This window comes from Bacillus sp. L_1B0_5 (assembly GCF_000836715.1).
Lineage (GTDB): Bacteria > Bacillota > Bacilli > Bacillales > Bacillaceae_G > Bacillus_A > Bacillus_A thuringiensis_S.
The window spans coordinates 101,291-117,202 of the sequence record NZ_JXIS01000032.1; the positions used below are offsets into that span (position 1 = coordinate 101,291).

A 15,912-nucleotide genomic window follows, 5' to 3' on the forward strand; every position below is an offset into this window, starting at 1 on the left:
AAAACCGATGGTTCACGTTGACGAACATCGCCCTTGAGTGCTAAGCTAAAGCATTTGTCTAGGCTTAGACGGTAGCTCCGTTATTAGCTAGATCCATTTATGGATCACTGAGGCAAGAGTATTCTTGCAAAGAAGGGTGGTACCGCGAAATCTTTCGTCCCTTCAGCACATAGCTGGAGTGTGGACGTAGGATTTTTTTATTGTATAAAAGTTTGAAAAAGGGGGCTTATAAGAACAATGTCTTCAAAAACGGAAGAGAAACTGGCAACTGGTGCACAGCTATTGTTAGAAGCGCTAGAAAAGGAAGGCGTAGAAGTAATTTTCGGATATCCGGGTGGTGCCGTTTTACCTCTCTATGATGCACTGTATGATTGTGAAATTCCGCATATTTTAACAAGGCATGAGCAAGGGGCAATTCACGCTGCTGAAGGGTATGCCAGAATTACAGGGAATCCAGGGGTTGTAATTGCAACGAGTGGACCAGGTGCTACAAATGTAATTACGGGTCTAGCGGACGCGATGATCGATTCATTGCCACTTGTAGTATTTACAGGCCAAGTAGCAACAACGTTAATTGGGAGCGATGCTTTTCAAGAGGCGGATATTATGGGACTTACGATGCCAGTGACAAAACATAACTATCAAGTGCGAAAGGCCTCAGATTTACCTCGAATTATTAAAGAAGCATTTCATATTGCTAAAACAGGAAGACCAGGACCAGTCGTTATTGACCTTCCGAAAGATATGGTAGTCGAGAAAGGTGAGCGATGTAGCAATGTACAAATGGATTTACCAGGATATAACCCTAATTATGAACCGAATCTACTTCAAATAAACAAATTACTACAAGCAATTGAAACCGCAAAAAAACCGTTAATTTTAGCTGGAGCAGGTATACTGCATGCGAAAGCTTCGAAAGAATTGACAAGTTTTGCCCGTAAATATGAAATCCCTGTTGTGCATACGTTACTTGGACTTGGTGGTTTTCCGCCAGATGATGGGCTATTTCTAGGGATGGGGGGAATGCACGGTTCTTACACAGCCAATATGGCGTTATATGAATGCGACTTACTCATTAATATAGGTGCAAGATTTGACGATCGTCTTACTGGGAATTTAGCTTATTTTGCTAAAGGGGCGACTGTCGCACATATCGATATTGATCCAGCAGAAATCGGGAAAAATGTGCCGACTGAAATTCCTATTGTTGCAAGTGCTAAGCAGGCGTTAGAAGTATTGCTTCAATCAGAAGGAAAGAAAGAAAATCATCATGAATGGCTCTCTTTATTAAAGAGTAGAAAAGAAAAGTATCCATTCTCTTATAAACGAAATTCTGAAAGTATTAAACCTCAATACGCGATTGATATGCTATATGAAATCACGAAAGGAGAAGCGATTGTAACAACAGACGTTGGGCAACATCAAATGTGGGCAGCACAATACTATCCGCTGAAAAATCCAGATAAATGGGTAACTTCTGGAGGATTAGGGACGATGGGATTTGGATTTCCGGCAGCAATTGGTGCACAAATTGCAAAACCAGATGAACTAGTCATTGCAATTGTCGGTGACGCTGGGTTTCAAATGACTCTGCAAGAATTAAGTGTATTAAAAGAACATTCTTTACCTGTTAAAGTATTTATTTTAAATAATGAAGCTTTAGGGATGGTAAGGCAATGGCAAGACGAATTTTATAATCAAAGATATTCACATTCTTTATTGTCGTGTCAACCAGATTTCGTCGCTCTTGCGAATGCGTATGGTATAAAAGGTGTTCGTATTGATGACCCACTTCTTGCAAAGAAGCAATTGAAGCATGCGATCGAATTAAAAGAACCAGTCTTAATTGATTGCCGTGTACTTCAATCTGAGAAAGTTATGCCGATGGTTGCGCCCGGGAAAGGTGTTCACCAAATGGAAGGAGTGGAAAAAAGGTGAAGAGAATTGTTACAGCGACAGTTCGTAATCAGAGCGGTGTGTTAAATAGAATTACAGGTGTTATGACCCGAAGGCATTTTAATATTGAAAGTATTTCAGTGGGGCATACGGAATCATCGGATATTTCACGGATGACGATAGTTGTGCATGTGGAAAGTGAACAGCAAGTTGAGCAGTTAATTAAACAACTGCATAAGCAAATCGATGTTCTGAAAGTATCAGATATTACAGAAGAAGCAATGATTGCTAGAGAGCTTGCTCTTATTAAAGTAGCAACTTCTGTAGCAAGGGCGGAATTATATAGTTTAATTGAACCGTTTCGAGCCGCTGTAATAGATGTTGGGAAGGATTCCATAGTTGTGCAAGTAACAGGTACACAAGATAAAGTGGAAGCGTTAATTGAATTACTTAGACCATACGGTTTGAAAGAAATTGCGAGAACAGGTGTAACAGCATTTACACGTAGTATGAAAAAACAAGATAAGCAAGTTATGTTAATTCAATAATCATTTAAATATAGGGGGAAATGAAAATGGCAAAAGTTTATTATGAGAAAGATGTAACGGTAAATGTATTAAAGGAAAAGAAAGTAGCAATCATCGGATATGGTTCGCAAGGTCATGCGCATGCGCAAAATTTACGTGATAACGGATTTGATGTAGTAGTAGGTTTAAGAAAAGGTAAGTCTTGGGATAAGGCGAAAGAAGATGGATTTTCTGTATATACAGTAGCAGAAGCGGCGGAAAAAGCTGATGTAGTAATGATTCTATTACCTGATGAATTACAACCAGAAGTATATGAAGCTGAAATTGCACCAAACTTACAGGTCGGAAACTCTCTCGTGTTCGCACATGGATTTAATGTTCATTTTGATCAAGTAAAACCACCAGCTAATGTAGATGTATTTCTAGTAGCTCCAAAAGGACCGGGGCATCTCGTACGCCGTACGTTCGCCGAGGGCGGGGCTGTTCCTGCATTATTTGCAGTATATCAAGATGCAACAGGAGTTGCGACTGAAAAAGCACTTTCTTATGCTGACGGAATTGGAGCAACGAGAGCTGGTGTATTAGAAACGACGTTTAAAGAAGAAACAGAAACAGATTTATTTGGAGAGCAAGCTGTACTCTGCGGCGGAGTGACTGCACTTGTAAAAGCAGGGTTTGAAACGTTAGTTGATGCGGGATACCAGCCTGAACTTGCATATTTTGAATGTTTACATGAACTGAAGCTTATCGTTGACCTTATGTATGAAGGTGGACTTGAAAATATGAGATATTCAGTTTCAGATACAGCGCAGTGGGGAGACTTCGTATCAGGACCACGCGTTGTTACTGAAGATACGAAGAAAGCGATGGGGGCAGTACTAGCAGAAATTCAAGATGGTACATTTGCAAAAGGCTGGATTGCAGAGCATAAAGCAGGAAGACCAAATTTCCACGCGACAAATGAGAAAGAGAATGAACATGAAATCGAAGTAGTTGGACGTAAATTACGTGAAATGATGCCTTTCGTACAGCCGCGAGTAAAGGTAGGGATTAAATAATATGAAGCAGATTTTGTTCATGGATACAACGCTTCGTGATGGCGAACAATCACCAGGAGTAAATTTAAATGAACAAGAGAAATTACAAATTGCTAGGCAATTAGAGAGGCTTGGTATTCATGTAATGGAAGCTGGATTCGCGGCAGCTTCCGAAGGTGATTTCCAATCAGTAAAACGCATCGCGAATACAATTCAAAATGCTACGGTTATGAGTTTAGCTAGAGCGAAAGAAAGTGACATTCGAAGAGCATATGAAGCTTTGAAAGGTGCTGTATCTCCTCGTCTACACGTATTTCTAGCTACAAGTGATATTCATATGAAATATAAACTTTGTATGTCAAAAGAAGACGTGTTAAATAGTATTCATCGTTCGGTTACGCTTGGAAAATCATTATTTCCGACAGTACAATTTTCTGCAGAAGATGCGACAAGAACATCGAGAGCATTTTTAGCTGAAGCAGTAGAAACTGCGATTCGCGCAGGAGCGAATGTAATTAATATTCCGGATACAGTTGGATATACGAATCCGGAAGAATATTATTCTCTTTTTAAATACTTACAAGAATCCGTTCCATCATATGAAAAAGCGATTTTTTCTTGTCATTGTCACGATGATCTTGGTATGGCAGTAGCAAATTCGTTAGCTGCGGTTGAAGGCGGAGCATTGCAAGTAGAAGGAACGATTAATGGCATTGGAGAAAGAGCAGGGAATGCAGCGTTAGAAGAAGTTGCGGTTGCTCTTCATATTAGAAAAGATTTTTATAAAGCAGAACCTTCGATGACGTTAAAAGAGATTAAGGCAACGAGTACATTAGTAAGCAGGTTAACGGGTATGGTTGTACCGAAAAATAAAGCAATCGTTGGAGCGAATGCTTTTGCTCATGAATCAGGCATCCACCAAGATGGGGTTCTAAAAGAAGTAACAACTTATGAAATTATCGAACCGGCGCTTATAGGGGAATCTCAAAATCTCTTTGTACTTGGGAAACATTCTGGCCGTCATGCGTTTACGGAAAAGATGAAAGAGCTTGGTTATGAATTTACAAATGAAGAGCGAGATGCGGTATTCGAAGCGTTTAAAAAATTGGCTGATCGTAAAAAGGAAATTACTGAGGAAGATTTACGCGCACTTATGCTTGGTGAAGCAGCATTTGCAGCCCAGCAATATAACATTACGCAATTACAAGTGCATTTCGTATCAAATAGTACACAATGCGCAACAGTTGTACTGAAGGATGAGGAAGGAAATGTGTATGAAGATGCAGCCACTGGTTCTGGTAGTATTGAAGCGATATACAATGCGATTCAAAGAATTTTAGGACTAGAATGTGAATTGGCAGATTATCGCATACAATCTATTACACAAGGTCAAGATGCACTTGCTCACGTTCACGTTGAATTAAAAGAAGGTAGTCACCAAATATCAGGTTTCGGAGTTGCGCAAGACGTATTGGAAGCGTCGGCGAGAGCTTATGTCCATGCAGCAGGGAAATTAAAATCTCTTATAGCGCTTGTGAAATAAATATTTGATAGGTGAGAGAAGTTTTCCTCACCTATCAAATTAAAGTTCTGAAAATTCAGTTAAAGGAGTGTTGAAAATGGAAAAACGTATCGTTTGTTTAACTGGTGATGGTGTCGGTCCAGAAGTTATGGAAAGTGCGAAGGAAGTATTGCATATGGTAGAAAGGCTATATGGACATCATTTTCATTTGCAAGATGAGTACTTTGGTGGTGTTGCTATCGATTTAACTGGGAAACCATTACCACAGCGAACACTTGCCGCCTGTTTAGCGAGTGATGCGGTTTTACTTGGAGCAGTAGGTGGACCAAGGTGGGATAGTGCGAAAGAAAGGCCTGAGAAAGGATTATTAGCATTAAGAAAAGGACTCGGTGTATTTGCGAATGTTCGCCCTGTAACGGTAGAAAGTGCAACTGCACATTTATCACCATTAAAAAATGCTGATGAAATTGATTTTGTTGTCGTTCGTGAATTAACAGGCGGAATTTATTTTTCTTATCCGAAAGAGCGAACGGAAGAAGTGGCGACAGATACACTTACGTATCATCGCCATGAAATTGAACGTATCGTTTCGTATGCTTTTCAATTAGCGAATAAGCGGAAGAAAAAAGTAACATCTATTGATAAAGCGAATGTTTTAGAGTCTAGTAAACTATGGAGAACTGTGACAGAAGAAGTAGCACTTCGCTATCCAAATGTGGAAGTAGAACACATTTTAGTAGATGCAGCGGCTATGGAATTAATTCGAAATCCAGGAAGATTTGACGTTATTGTAACGGAAAATTTATTTGGTGATATTTTAAGTGATGAGGCTTCAGTATTAGCTGGATCATTAGGAATGCTGCCATCAGCAAGTCACGCTGAAAAGGGGCCTTCATTATACGAGCCTATTCACGGATCAGCACCGGATATTGCGGGGAAAAATAAGGCAAATCCAATTGCGATGATGCGTTCTGTTGCAATGATGCTTGGGCAATCGTTCGGATTAACGAGAGAAGGATATGCAATTGAAGAAGCAGTTTCTGCAGTCCTTAAATCAGGAAAATGTACAGCAGATATCGGAGGGACTGAAACGACAACTTCATTTACAAAGGCAGTCATTCAAGAAATGGAAGAGCAAGCGTTAGTAGGGAGAGGAAAATAATGGGGAAAAGGTTACTAGATAAGCTTTGGGAAAGACATGTAGTTGCGACAAATGAAAATGGATTGGATTTATTATATATCGATCTACATCTTGTTCATGAAGTAACGTCACCGCAAGCCTTTGAAGGCTTGCGGCTTACAAATCGAACAGTCCGCAGACCAGATTTAACATTTGCAACGATGGATCATAATATTCCAACGAAAGATGTTTGGAATATTACCGATCGCATTGCGAAGCAGCAACTAGATACACTTCGGGAAAACTGTAAACAATTTCAGGTGCCATTAGCGGATATCGGAGATGAAGAGCAAGGGATCGTTCATGTTATAGGACCAGAACTTGGGCTCACACAGCCAGGAAAAACGATTGTTTGTGGTGATAGTCATACAGCGACACACGGTGCTTTTGGCGCACTAGCGTTTGGGATTGGTACGAGTGAAGTGGAACATGTATTGGCAACGCAAACGTTATGGCAACGAAAGCCGAAAGCGATGGGCATTGAGTTAAAAGGAAGGTTACCGCAAGGTGTTTATGCGAAAGATATTATTTTACATCTCCTTTCAAAGTACGGAGTAGCAGTTGGAACAGGTTACGTAATGGAATTTTACGGAGAGGCCATTCATGCTCTGGATATGGAAGAGAGGATGACGCTTTGTAATATGGCAATTGAAGGGGGAGCGAAGGCTGGCATTATTGCACCAGATGAAAAAACGGTTGCTTACGTAAAAGGACGTAAATATGCACCGAAAGACTATGAATCTATTAAGAAAAAATGGTCGGAACTTTATACAGATTTAGATGCAGTTTATGATTTACATATTATAGTAGATGTTACGGATTTAGCGCCGTACGTTACGTGGGGAACAAATCCTAGTATGGGTGTTCGGATTGATGAGAAATTGCCAGAAAAGCATGATGCAAATGACGAAAGGGCGTTTTCTTATATGGGGTTGAGTCCCGGCCAAAGTACGTATGACATTCCAGTTCAACATGTTTTCATTGGATCTTGTACAAATTCCAGGCTTTCTGATTTAGAAATTGCTGCATCTGTCGTGAAAGGTAAAAAAGTAAAAGAAGGTGTGCGAGCACTTGTTGTACCTGGATCTCAAAGGGTAAGAGAAGCAGCGATGCATAAAGGATTACATCGCATATTTGAAGAAGCTGGATTTGAATGGAGAGAGCCCGGATGTTCAATGTGTCTAGGTATGAATCCAGATCAAGTGCCTGAAGGAGAACATTGTGCCTCTACGTCAAATCGCAATTTTGAAGGAAGACAAGGAAAGGGAGCACGAACGCACTTAGTTAGTCCGGCAATGGCGGCAGCGGCTGCGTTATATGGTCATTTTGTTGATATTAGAAAGGAGAGTTATGATGGAGCCATTTCGTATTCATAAAGGTACTGCCGCAGTACTGATGAATGATAACATTGATACAGATCAAATTATTCCGAAGCAATATTTAAAGAGAATTGAAAGAACCGGGTTTGGAAAGTTTTTATTTGATGAGTGGCGATATGATAATAATCGCCAAGAAAACCCTAATTTCCCACTTAATGCACAAGAAAGAAAAGGAGCCAGTATATTAATTACAGGTGATAATTTTGGATGTGGCTCGTCAAGAGAACATGCTCCGTGGTCACTTGCTGATTATGGTTTCCGCGTTATTATCGCTGGAGGATTTGCCGATATCTTTTATATGAATTGTATGAAGAATGGCATGTTACCGATTGTAATGGATAAAGATATACGTGAACAACTTGCTAAAACAGATGCGAGGGAACAAATCAAAGTAGATTTAGAAAATGAAGTAATTACAACGAATACGCACAGATTCCATTTTACAATTGAGAAAATGTGGAAAGAGAAGTTATTAAATGGTTTAGATGAAATTAGTATTACAATGCAATATGAAAAAGAAATAAAAGAGTATGAAAGAAAAGTGGCTTTACATTAAAAAAGTGACGGAATATTAAAAATGTATTTACATTCAAAATTAACTGTTATATACTATGTGAAAATCAGAGGAGAAAGGGAGTAAGTATTATGAATATCGTGCGATCTATTACAATGCTTACACAACTACATCATCATACATGAAACCCTTGAACCTAGCGTGAAAACGTGTAGGTACAAGGGTTATTCCCGTTGTACCTACACTCTACTGAAGAGCCTTGTAGGTATTTTGTCTACAAGGCTCTTTTTATTTTCGGCTTAGGTGAATGAAATAGGCATACATTAGAAGAGGAAAGGTGTGAAAATTCAGATGACAAAATGGAGACGGGCAAACCCGAATGGAACGAGAGATTATTTATTCGAAGAATGTACGTTAATTGAAGAAGTGGAGCAAAAATTAAGGCTTACTTTTTTAGAGAGAGGTTATGAGGAAATAAGAACACCTACAATTGAATTTTATGATGTTTTTGCATTTCAAAATAGACCGATAGATGAAGAGAAGATGTATAAATTTTTTGATGAAAAGGGAAGGATTATCGTTTTACGTCCAGATATGACAATTCCTTTAGCGAGAGTTATTGGAACACAGAGATGGGATACGCCACTTAAATTGACGTATAGTGGGAATGTATTTCGAGCGAATGAATCCCATTCTGGAAAATATAATGAAATCGTACAAAGTGGTATTGAAGTTATCGGGATTGATAATGTAAGAGCTGAAATTGAATGTGTAATAAGTGTCATTCAAGCACTTCAAAAGTTGAAGGTGCAATCTTTTACAATTGAGATTGGGCAAGTACAGTTATATAAATGTATTGTAAAAAAACTCTCCATCCATGATGAAGAAGAAAGAGTACTTAGAACGTATATAGAAAGTAAAAATTATGCTGCCCTCTCAAATTTTATCGGAGAAAAGAAATTAGATCGATGCGATGAGACAGTAAGATTACTTGAGAAATTGCCAAGGCTATTTGGAAATTTAGAAGTTATTGAGGAAGCAGAAAAGCTTGCTTCAAGTAATGAAATGAAAATGGCAATTGCAAGAGTAAAAGAAATGTATGAAACAATTGAAACGTTAGGATATGGTTCTTACATATCAATTGATTTAGGTATGATTCAACACTTAGATTACTATACGGGTGTTATTTTCAAAGGATATATATATGAAATTGGGGAAGAAATCGTTAGTGGCGGAAGATACGATGAGCTAATTGGGAATTTTGGAGAAATGCTGCCGGCTGTTGGACTCGCGGTGCAAGTAAATCAAATTGTGAAGGCGCTGCAAGAGCAGCAAGAACCATATGAACGAAATCAAATTGATATTGTGATTCATTATGAGTTAAATAGATTAGCAGAAGCAGAAAGGTTACGAAATTTACTTCGAAAGGACGGTAAGAATGCCTGGTTATCTTTATTTTCTAATTTAAATGATACCTTTCAATTTGCAAGAAAAAATAAAATAGGAACAGTCGTTGAGGCAAAGAATGAATACTTAGTGGAATATGTATGGAATGAAAAATGGGTAGTCCAGAAAGAAGGAGAGACTTCATGCGTAACATTCAAATTGCGTTAACGAAAGGAAGATTAGAAAAACATGTAATTCCACTTTTTGAGCAGATTGGAATTGATTGTTCCGAGCTCAAAAATAAAGGTCGGAAGCTTGTATTTCAAAGTAAAAATACAAATGTTTCATTTATTTTAGTAAAGGCGGTTGATGTTGCCACTTATGTAGAACATGGGGTAGCTGATATTGGGATCGTTGGAAAAGATATTTTAATGGAAAACGAGAAAGATATTTATGAAATGCTGGATTTAGGAGTGGGGATTTGTAAGTTTTGTGTTGCTTCTATTCCTACGTATAACCCGAAGAGTTATCGGAAGAAAAGGATTGCTACGAAATACCCACATATTACTTCTACTTATTTTCATGATAAGGGAGAGGATGTAGAAATTATTAAAATAGAAGGTTCTGTAGAAATCGCTCCTCTTCTTGGATTGGCAGATGCGATTGTAGATATTGTTGAAACAGGAAAAACATTACAAGAGAACGGACTTATTGTATTTGAGGAAATGCACTTTATATCGGCTCGGATGATTGTAAATAAGGCAGCCTTAAAAACTAAAAAAGACGAAATATTCAGTATTATAAATATGATGGAGCAAGAAATCTTATCAGGGAAATAGGAGGACTTAAAATGGAAATCATTTATGAAGACTTTAAGGAGGCATTATCTAAAATAAAAGTGCTAAGAGAAAACGCTAATATAATAGAAGAAACTGTTCAAAGAAGTGTAAGAGAAATCATTAGAAATGTAAGGGAAGGGAAAGATGAGGTTTTATCTTTCTATACAAAAAAGTTTGATGGTGTAGAGATGAAAGATTTTCGTGTAAGTGAAGAAGAAATACAGCAAGCGAGTATGTTTGTAGAGAATTCATTTTTAGAAGCTTTAAAAGAGGCGAAGAAAAACATTGTTTCGTATCACGAAAAGCAAAAGAAGCACTCAATATTCGATTGTGAAAGTAAAGGCATAATTAGAGGGCAGCTCATTCGGCCATTAGAAAATGTAGGTGTATATGTACCAGGCGGGACAGCCTCATATCCTTCTTCAGTATTAATGAATGTATTGCCAGCGAAACTCGCAGGTGTGAAAAAGATTGTAATGGTAACACCACCGAGGAAAGGAGGAATTGATCCTCATATATTAGCTGCTGCAAATCTTGCGGGAGTAGATGAAATTTATACGATAGGTGGCGCGCAAGCAATTGCTGCTTTAGCATACGGGACGGAATCGATTCCGAAAGTGGATAAAATAGTTGGACCGGGAAATTTGTACGTCGCTCTAGCGAAACGAGAAGTATACGGAATAGTAAACATCGATATGATTGCTGGCCCATCAGAAATTGTAGTTGTCGCGGATGAAACGGGTAATGCAAAGTATATCGCAGCGGATTTATTATCGCAAGCAGAGCATGACGAGAGAGCAACGGCGATTTGTATTACAACGAATATGGAACTAGCTAAAGAAGTAGAAAAAGAGGTAGAAAGACAGTTAGAAATGTTACCAAGAAGTGAAATTGCACGTGAATCGATAAAGAGAAATGGAGCCATCTTTATCATTCCTTCCTTAGATGAGGCACTAAAATTATCAAATGAAATTGCTCCAGAACATTTAGAGTTACATATAAAAGAACCGATGAATGCTCTAGATTATGTGAAACATGCAGGCTCTATTTTCCTTGGGGCATATGCGCCTGAACCGCTCGGGGATTATTTGGCGGGACCGAATCATGTATTACCAACGAGCGGAACGGCAAGATTTTTTTCTCCGTTATCAGTCGATGATTTTGTGAAAAAATCAAGTTTTATTTCTTATACGGAGGAAGCATTAAAAAATGTACAGCATCATATTGTAGAGCTTGCAAATAAAGAAGGGTTACATGCACATGCGAGAGCAATCCAAATAAGGTTTGAGGAGGGAAAATAATGCGTCAGTCCAGTCAAGTACGTGAGACGACAGAAACAAAAATTAAATTAAGTTTGCAGCTTGATGAAAGTACGAATGTATCTATTCAAACGGGGGTTGGTTTTTTCGATCATATGCTGACTTTATTTGCTAGGCATGGAAGATTTGGATTGCAAGTTGAGGCAGAAGGTGATGTATTTGTCGATGCACATCACACCGTTGAAGATATTGGAATTGTACTCGGAAATTGCTTGAAAGAAGCATTGCAAAATAAAGAGAGAATTAATCGTTACGGTTCAGCGTATGTACCGATGGATGAATCTTTAGGATTTGTCGCAATTGATATAAGTGGACGCTCATATTGTGTATTTCAAGGGGAATTAACAAATCCGAAGCTCGGGGATTTTGATACAGAATTGACGGAAGAATTTTTTAGAGCAGTTGCACATGCTGCCAATATTACATTACATGCGCGCGTTCTATACGGAAGTAATACACATCACAAAATTGAAGCATTATTTAAAGCTTTTGGTAGAGCGCTTAGAGAAGCTGTCGAAAAAAATGCCAACATTACTGGTGTAAATTCAACGAAAGGGATGTTGTAATTGATTGCCATTATAGATTATGGAATGGGGAATATTCGTAGTGTAGAGCAAGCATTAACATATATTGGGGCAGAGCACATTGTAACGAGTGACAAAGAAGAGATATTGAGAAGCGATGGCGTGATTTTACCAGGAGTAGGTGCATTTCCGAAAGCGATGGAAGTATTAGAAGAAAGAGATTTAGTGTGTGTACTAAAAGAAGTTTGTGATATAGGAAAACCACTCCTCGGTATATGTTTGGGCATGCAGCTTTTATTTGACCGAAGTGAGGAACTAAAAGATTGTAGTGGGTTAGGTTTACTACCAGGGGAAATTCGTAAGTTAAAAGTTTCTTATAAAATTCCTCATATGGGATGGAATGAATTAAGGAAGGAAAGAGAATTTCCGCTTTGGAATGGATTAGTGGATGGTTCTTTCGTGTATTATGTTCACTCATATTACGCGGATTGTCCAGATGAAATTGTATGCGGAGTAAGTGATTATGGAATACAAGTACCAGGGTTTGTAGCGAAAGGAAATGTATTTGGTGCACAGTTTCATCCAGAAAAAAGTGGTGAAATTGGCATGCAAATATTAAAAAATTTTCAAGGGGTGGTAGAAACATGGAAGTCTTCCCAGCTATCGATTTAAAAGAAGGAAGATGCGTTAGACTTTATCAAGGAGAGTTTAGTAAAGAAACGGTGATGAATGAAGATCCGGTAGCGCAGGCAATCATATTTGAAAAGCTTGGAGCGGAAATACTACACATTGTTGATTTAGACGGTGCAATTGCTGGTGAGTCGTTAAATTTGCCTGTCATTGAAAAAATCTGTAAGGCGGTACGCATTCCTGTGCAAGTTGGAGGAGGAATTCGTTCACTTGTAGCGGTGGAGAAGTTATTGTCAGTAGGTGTAGAAAAAGTGATTTTAGGAACAGCAGCTCTTTATGATAAGTCATTTTTAGAGGAAGCAGTTCGTCTATATAAAGAGAAAATCATTGTTGGAATTGATGCGAAAAATGGTTTCGTAGCAACGAGAGGTTGGCTTGATCTGTCTGAAATTTCTTATATTAATTTAGCGAAACAAATGGAAAGTTTAGGTGTTCAAACGATTGTGTTTACAGACATTTCGAAAGACGGGACGCTTGCAGGGCCAAATTTTGAACAATTGGCGTTACTTCAAAAAAGTGTGGGTATTCGTCTCATTGCCTCTGGAGGAGTGGCATCTATTCAAGATGTGAAAAAGTTAAATGATATGAATATATATGGTGTCATAATTGGAAAGGCGCTTTACGAGAAAACGATTGATTTAGAAGAAGTGTTACAGGTAACGAAGTTATGTTAGCGAAACGAATTATTCCATGTTTAGATGTGAAAGAAGGGCGAGTCGTAAAGGGTGTAAATTTTATGGGATTACAAGATGTCGGTGATCCGGTTGAAATAGCTGAAGCATATAACGAGGCAGGGGCAGATGAAATCGTATTTTTAGATATTACGGCGACCCATGAAGGAAGAAAAACGATTATAGATGTTGTAGAAAAAACAGCAGCAAAAGTATTTATTCCTCTTACGGTTGGCGGGGGGATTTCAAGTGTGAAAGATATGTACAATTTACTAAGAGTTGGAGCAGACAAAGTTTCAATAAACTCAGCGGCAGTGCGAAACCCGAAGCTAATCGAAGAAGGGGTAGAACACTTTGGATCACAATGTATTGTCGTGGCAATTGACGCTAGAAAAGTAGCAGAAGATAAATGGAACGTATACGTCAACGGCGGAAGAGTTGATACAGGAATGGATGCCATAGAATGGGCGAAGCGTGTTGTTAAGCTCGGGGCGGGTGAAATTTTGTTAACGAGTATGGATGCAGATGGAACGAAAAGTGGATATGACCTTCGTTTAACAGAAGAAATTTCAAAAAGTGTTTCCATTCCAGTCATCGCATCAGGGGGCTGTGGTCATACGGATCACATTGTAGAAGTTTTTCAAAAGACAACAGTTGATGCAGCGTTAGCGGCATCCATATTTCATTATGGTGAGGCGACAGTGCAGAGTGTAAAGCGAAAATTAAGAGATGCAAATGTTGAGGTGCGGTTATGAAACCTAATTTTTCAAAAGGATTAATACCAGCAATTGTCATCGAAGAAGGTACGAAAGAAGTTTTAATGCTAGCTTATATGAATGAAGAAGCATATGAAAAAACGTTGGAGACGAAAAGAACATGGTTTTATTCTCGTTCGAGGCAGTCGTTATGGAATAAGGGAGAAACATCAGGGAATGTCCAATATGTGCAATCTCTATACTTAGATTGTGATCACGATTCAATTGTTGTGAATGTGAAACAAGTAGGACCTGCTTGTCATACGGGGGAGAAGACATGCTTTCACTATCAAATTATATAGGGGGATACATATGGAAAATGCCTTTAAGTTGCTGTATAAAACAATTGAAGAACGAAAGGAAAGCCCACTTCCTGAATCATATACAAATTATTTATTTTCAAAAGGAGAAGATAAAATTTTAAAGAAAATTGGTGAAGAGTGCGCTGAAGTAATTATCGCATGTAAAAATAATGATAAAGAAGAAGTAGTGAAAGAAATGGTTGATGTATTTTATCACTGTTTCGTTTTATTAGCTGAAAAAAATATTGCATTGGAAGATGTCATGCGAGAGGTGAAAGAACGAAATGGAAAGCTTTCGAGAGTTGGGGATAGAAGGGAAATAGATACATTATAAGGAGGAATGTATATGAAAGTAGATTATCATCTTCACTTAGAAGAAGGACCGTATTCAATAAGATGGCTTGCTAAAATAAATGAAGCATTGGAATATTATGAACCGCTTCAAGAAAGGCATTCTATTGATTGGCTTATGAAAACACAAGAGCGTTTGCAAAAGCGTGTGAAGGAGGGGCCATTTACAAGAGAATGGATGGATCTCTATTTAGAAGAAGCTGTGCGAAAAGGAATAAAAGAAGTGGGAATTGTTGATCATCTATATCGTTTTCATGAAGCGAAAGGATATTATGAAAAATATGTAGATATTAGTGATTCTAGGCTTGGTCGTATACAGAAGGAATGGTTAGATCAAGTAAGGGTAGTTTCACTGTATGATTTTACAAAGGCAATTGAAGAGGCGAAAGAACGATGGAGTAAAAGAGGTGTCACGCTTAAACTTGGAATTGAAGCGGATTATTTTACCGGTTGTGAAGGAGAGTTAAAAGAATTATTAGGGCTAGGAGACTTTGATTATGTAATTGGTTCCGTTCATTTTCTAAATGGCTGGGGATTTGATAATCCAGATACGAAAGAATATTTTGAAGAGCATGACCTACGAGCATTATATGATACGTTTTTTAAAACGGTTGAGAGTGCGATTCGTACCGAGTTATTTGATATTATCGCTCATCTTGATAATATAAAGGTATTTAATTATCGATTGGATGAGAATGAACAGCTTTCTTATTATGAGGAAATTGCCTCTGCGTTAGTAGAAACGAATACGGCAACAGAAATAAATGCAGGATTGTATTATCGTTATCCTGTTCGTGAAATGTGCCCAAGTCCACTATATTTACAAGTATTAGCTAAGTATGGTGTTCCAATTACGATTTCTTCGGATGCCCATTATCCAAATGATTTAGGAAACTATGTACAAGAAAATGTACAAACATTACGAGCTCACGGTGTTACTCAGGTTGCAACATTTACGAAGCGAGCAAGAGTAATGAGGTCGATTGGAGAAGAAGTAACAAATTCAAAATGAAACGCGAT

Annotated in this window: 17 protein-coding genes and 1 other annotated feature (1 of these 18 running past the window's edge); all 17 genes read left to right on the forward strand. The window is 38.3% G+C overall.

Features of this window, described 5'->3' with window-relative positions:
* Positions 1–165: a binding site (T-box leader), on the forward strand; it begins 63 nt to the left of the window's first position.
* A 72-nt stretch (positions 166–237) separates the two neighbouring features.
* On the forward strand, positions 238–1,938 hold the full coding sequence (gene ilvB, locus RT27_RS11025; protein WP_029441804.1) for an acetolactate synthase large subunit: 1,701 nt from the start codon (positions 238–240) through the stop codon (positions 1,936–1,938).
* Positions 1,935–2,444 (forward strand): acetolactate synthase small subunit, encoded by a 510-nt coding sequence (gene ilvN, locus RT27_RS11030; protein ID WP_000822952.1) that lies wholly within the window; start codon positions 1,935–1,937, stop codon positions 2,442–2,444. Before ilvB ends, ilvN begins: the two co-directional genes overlap by 4 nt.
* Positions 2,445–2,470: 26 nt before the next feature.
* Positions 2,471–3,481, forward strand: coding sequence for a ketol-acid reductoisomerase (gene ilvC, locus RT27_RS11035; RefSeq protein ID WP_043936102.1), 1,011 nt, complete (start codon positions 2,471–2,473; stop codon positions 3,479–3,481).
* A 1-nt stretch (position 3,482) separates the two neighbouring features.
* Positions 3,483–5,003, forward strand: coding sequence for a 2-isopropylmalate synthase (gene leuA, locus RT27_RS11040; RefSeq protein WP_016082338.1), 1,521 nt, complete (start codon positions 3,483–3,485; stop codon positions 5,001–5,003).
* 76 nt (positions 5,004–5,079) lie between these two features.
* A complete protein-coding gene (gene leuB / locus RT27_RS11045; RefSeq protein ID WP_029441806.1) occupies positions 5,080–6,144 on the forward strand; it encodes a 3-isopropylmalate dehydrogenase in 1,065 nt (354 codons plus the stop codon).
* Positions 6,144–7,538 carry a 3-isopropylmalate dehydratase large subunit gene (leuC, locus tag RT27_RS11050; RefSeq protein ID WP_029441807.1) on the forward strand — a complete coding sequence of 465 codons (1,395 nt, stop codon included), beginning with the start codon at positions 6,144–6,146 and terminating at the stop codon, positions 7,536–7,538. Before leuB ends, leuC begins: the two co-directional genes overlap by 1 nt.
* Complete coding sequence (gene leuD, locus RT27_RS11055) at positions 7,516–8,097, forward strand: 3-isopropylmalate dehydratase small subunit (RefSeq protein ID WP_043936104.1); 582 nt, start codon at positions 7,516–7,518, stop codon at positions 8,095–8,097. Before leuC ends, leuD begins: the two co-directional genes overlap by 23 nt.
* Before the next feature lie 309 nt (positions 8,098–8,406).
* The gene (locus RT27_RS11060) at positions 8,407–9,669 is read left to right on the forward strand and encodes an ATP phosphoribosyltransferase regulatory subunit (protein ID WP_043315679.1); all 1,263 of its coding nucleotides are present in this window, start codon (positions 8,407–8,409) and stop codon (positions 9,667–9,669) included.
* Positions 9,645–10,280, forward strand: a complete 636-nt coding sequence (gene hisG, locus RT27_RS11065) for an ATP phosphoribosyltransferase (protein WP_001244491.1) — start codon at positions 9,645–9,647, stop codon at positions 10,278–10,280. The genes RT27_RS11060 and hisG overlap by 25 nt, the downstream gene beginning before the upstream one ends.
* A gap of 11 nt (positions 10,281–10,291) precedes the next feature.
* A complete protein-coding gene (gene hisD / locus RT27_RS11070; RefSeq protein WP_016082333.1) occupies positions 10,292–11,581 on the forward strand; it encodes a histidinol dehydrogenase in 1,290 nt (429 codons plus the stop codon).
* Positions 11,581–12,165, forward strand: a complete 585-nt coding sequence (gene hisB / locus RT27_RS11075) for an imidazoleglycerol-phosphate dehydratase HisB (protein WP_016082332.1) — start codon at positions 11,581–11,583, stop codon at positions 12,163–12,165. Before hisD ends, hisB begins: the two co-directional genes overlap by 1 nt.
* Positions 12,166–12,795, forward strand: a complete 630-nt coding sequence (gene hisH, locus RT27_RS11080) for an imidazole glycerol phosphate synthase subunit HisH (protein WP_029441810.1) — start codon at positions 12,166–12,168, stop codon at positions 12,793–12,795. It abuts the gene before it with no gap.
* Positions 12,768–13,487, forward strand: coding sequence for a 1-(5-phosphoribosyl)-5-[(5-phosphoribosylamino)methylideneamino]imidazole-4-carboxamide isomerase (gene hisA / locus RT27_RS11085; RefSeq protein WP_029441811.1), 720 nt, complete (start codon positions 12,768–12,770; stop codon positions 13,485–13,487). Before hisH ends, hisA begins: the two co-directional genes overlap by 28 nt.
* Entirely contained in the window at positions 13,481–14,239 is a 759-nt protein-coding gene (gene hisF, locus RT27_RS11090; RefSeq protein ID WP_029441812.1) for an imidazole glycerol phosphate synthase subunit HisF, read from the forward strand. Before hisA ends, hisF begins: the two co-directional genes overlap by 7 nt.
* Complete coding sequence (gene hisI / locus RT27_RS11095) at positions 14,236–14,541, forward strand: phosphoribosyl-AMP cyclohydrolase (RefSeq protein WP_016082328.1); 306 nt, start codon at positions 14,236–14,238, stop codon at positions 14,539–14,541. The genes hisF and hisI overlap by 4 nt, the downstream gene beginning before the upstream one ends.
* Positions 14,542–14,551: 10 nt before the next feature.
* A complete protein-coding gene (gene hisE, locus RT27_RS11100) occupies positions 14,552–14,875 on the forward strand; it encodes a phosphoribosyl-ATP diphosphatase (RefSeq protein ID WP_000426355.1) in 324 nt (107 codons plus the stop codon).
* A gap of 12 nt (positions 14,876–14,887) precedes the next feature.
* Positions 14,888–15,904 carry a histidinol phosphate phosphatase domain-containing protein gene (locus RT27_RS11105; RefSeq protein WP_029441813.1) on the forward strand — a complete coding sequence of 339 codons (1,017 nt, stop codon included), beginning with the start codon at positions 14,888–14,890 and terminating at the stop codon, positions 15,902–15,904.
* Positions 15,905–15,912 lie beyond the last annotated feature (8 nt).

Bases quoted from the DNA above. Each gene is read 5' to 3' on its own strand.
- ilvB (WP_029441804.1), top strand. From the start codon at position 238: ATGTCTTCAAAAACGGAAGAGAAACTGGCAACTGGTGCACAGCTATTG.
- ilvC (WP_043936102.1), top strand. From the start codon at position 2,471: ATGGCAAAAGTTTATTATGAGAAAGATGTAACGGTAAATGTATTAAAG.
- leuA (WP_016082338.1), top strand. From the start codon at position 3,483: ATGAAGCAGATTTTGTTCATGGATACAACGCTTCGTGATGGCGAACAA.
- leuB (WP_029441806.1), top strand. From the start codon at position 5,080: ATGGAAAAACGTATCGTTTGTTTAACTGGTGATGGTGTCGGTCCAGAA.
- leuC (WP_029441807.1), top strand. From the start codon at position 6,144: ATGGGGAAAAGGTTACTAGATAAGCTTTGGGAAAGACATGTAGTTGCG.
- leuD (WP_043936104.1), top strand. From the start codon at position 7,516: ATGGAGCCATTTCGTATTCATAAAGGTACTGCCGCAGTACTGATGAAT.
- RT27_RS11060 (WP_043315679.1), top strand. From the start codon at position 8,407: ATGACAAAATGGAGACGGGCAAACCCGAATGGAACGAGAGATTATTTA.
- hisG (WP_001244491.1), top strand. From the start codon at position 9,645: ATGCGTAACATTCAAATTGCGTTAACGAAAGGAAGATTAGAAAAACAT.
- hisD (WP_016082333.1), top strand. From the start codon at position 10,292: ATGGAAATCATTTATGAAGACTTTAAGGAGGCATTATCTAAAATAAAA.
- hisB (WP_016082332.1), top strand. From the start codon at position 11,581: ATGCGTCAGTCCAGTCAAGTACGTGAGACGACAGAAACAAAAATTAAA.
- hisA (WP_029441811.1), top strand. From the start codon at position 12,768: ATGGAAGTCTTCCCAGCTATCGATTTAAAAGAAGGAAGATGCGTTAGA.
- hisF (WP_029441812.1), top strand. From the start codon at position 13,481: ATGTTAGCGAAACGAATTATTCCATGTTTAGATGTGAAAGAAGGGCGA.
- hisI (WP_016082328.1), top strand. From the start codon at position 14,236: ATGAAACCTAATTTTTCAAAAGGATTAATACCAGCAATTGTCATCGAA.
- hisE (WP_000426355.1), top strand. From the start codon at position 14,552: ATGGAAAATGCCTTTAAGTTGCTGTATAAAACAATTGAAGAACGAAAG.
- RT27_RS11105 (WP_029441813.1), top strand. From the start codon at position 14,888: ATGAAAGTAGATTATCATCTTCACTTAGAAGAAGGACCGTATTCAATA.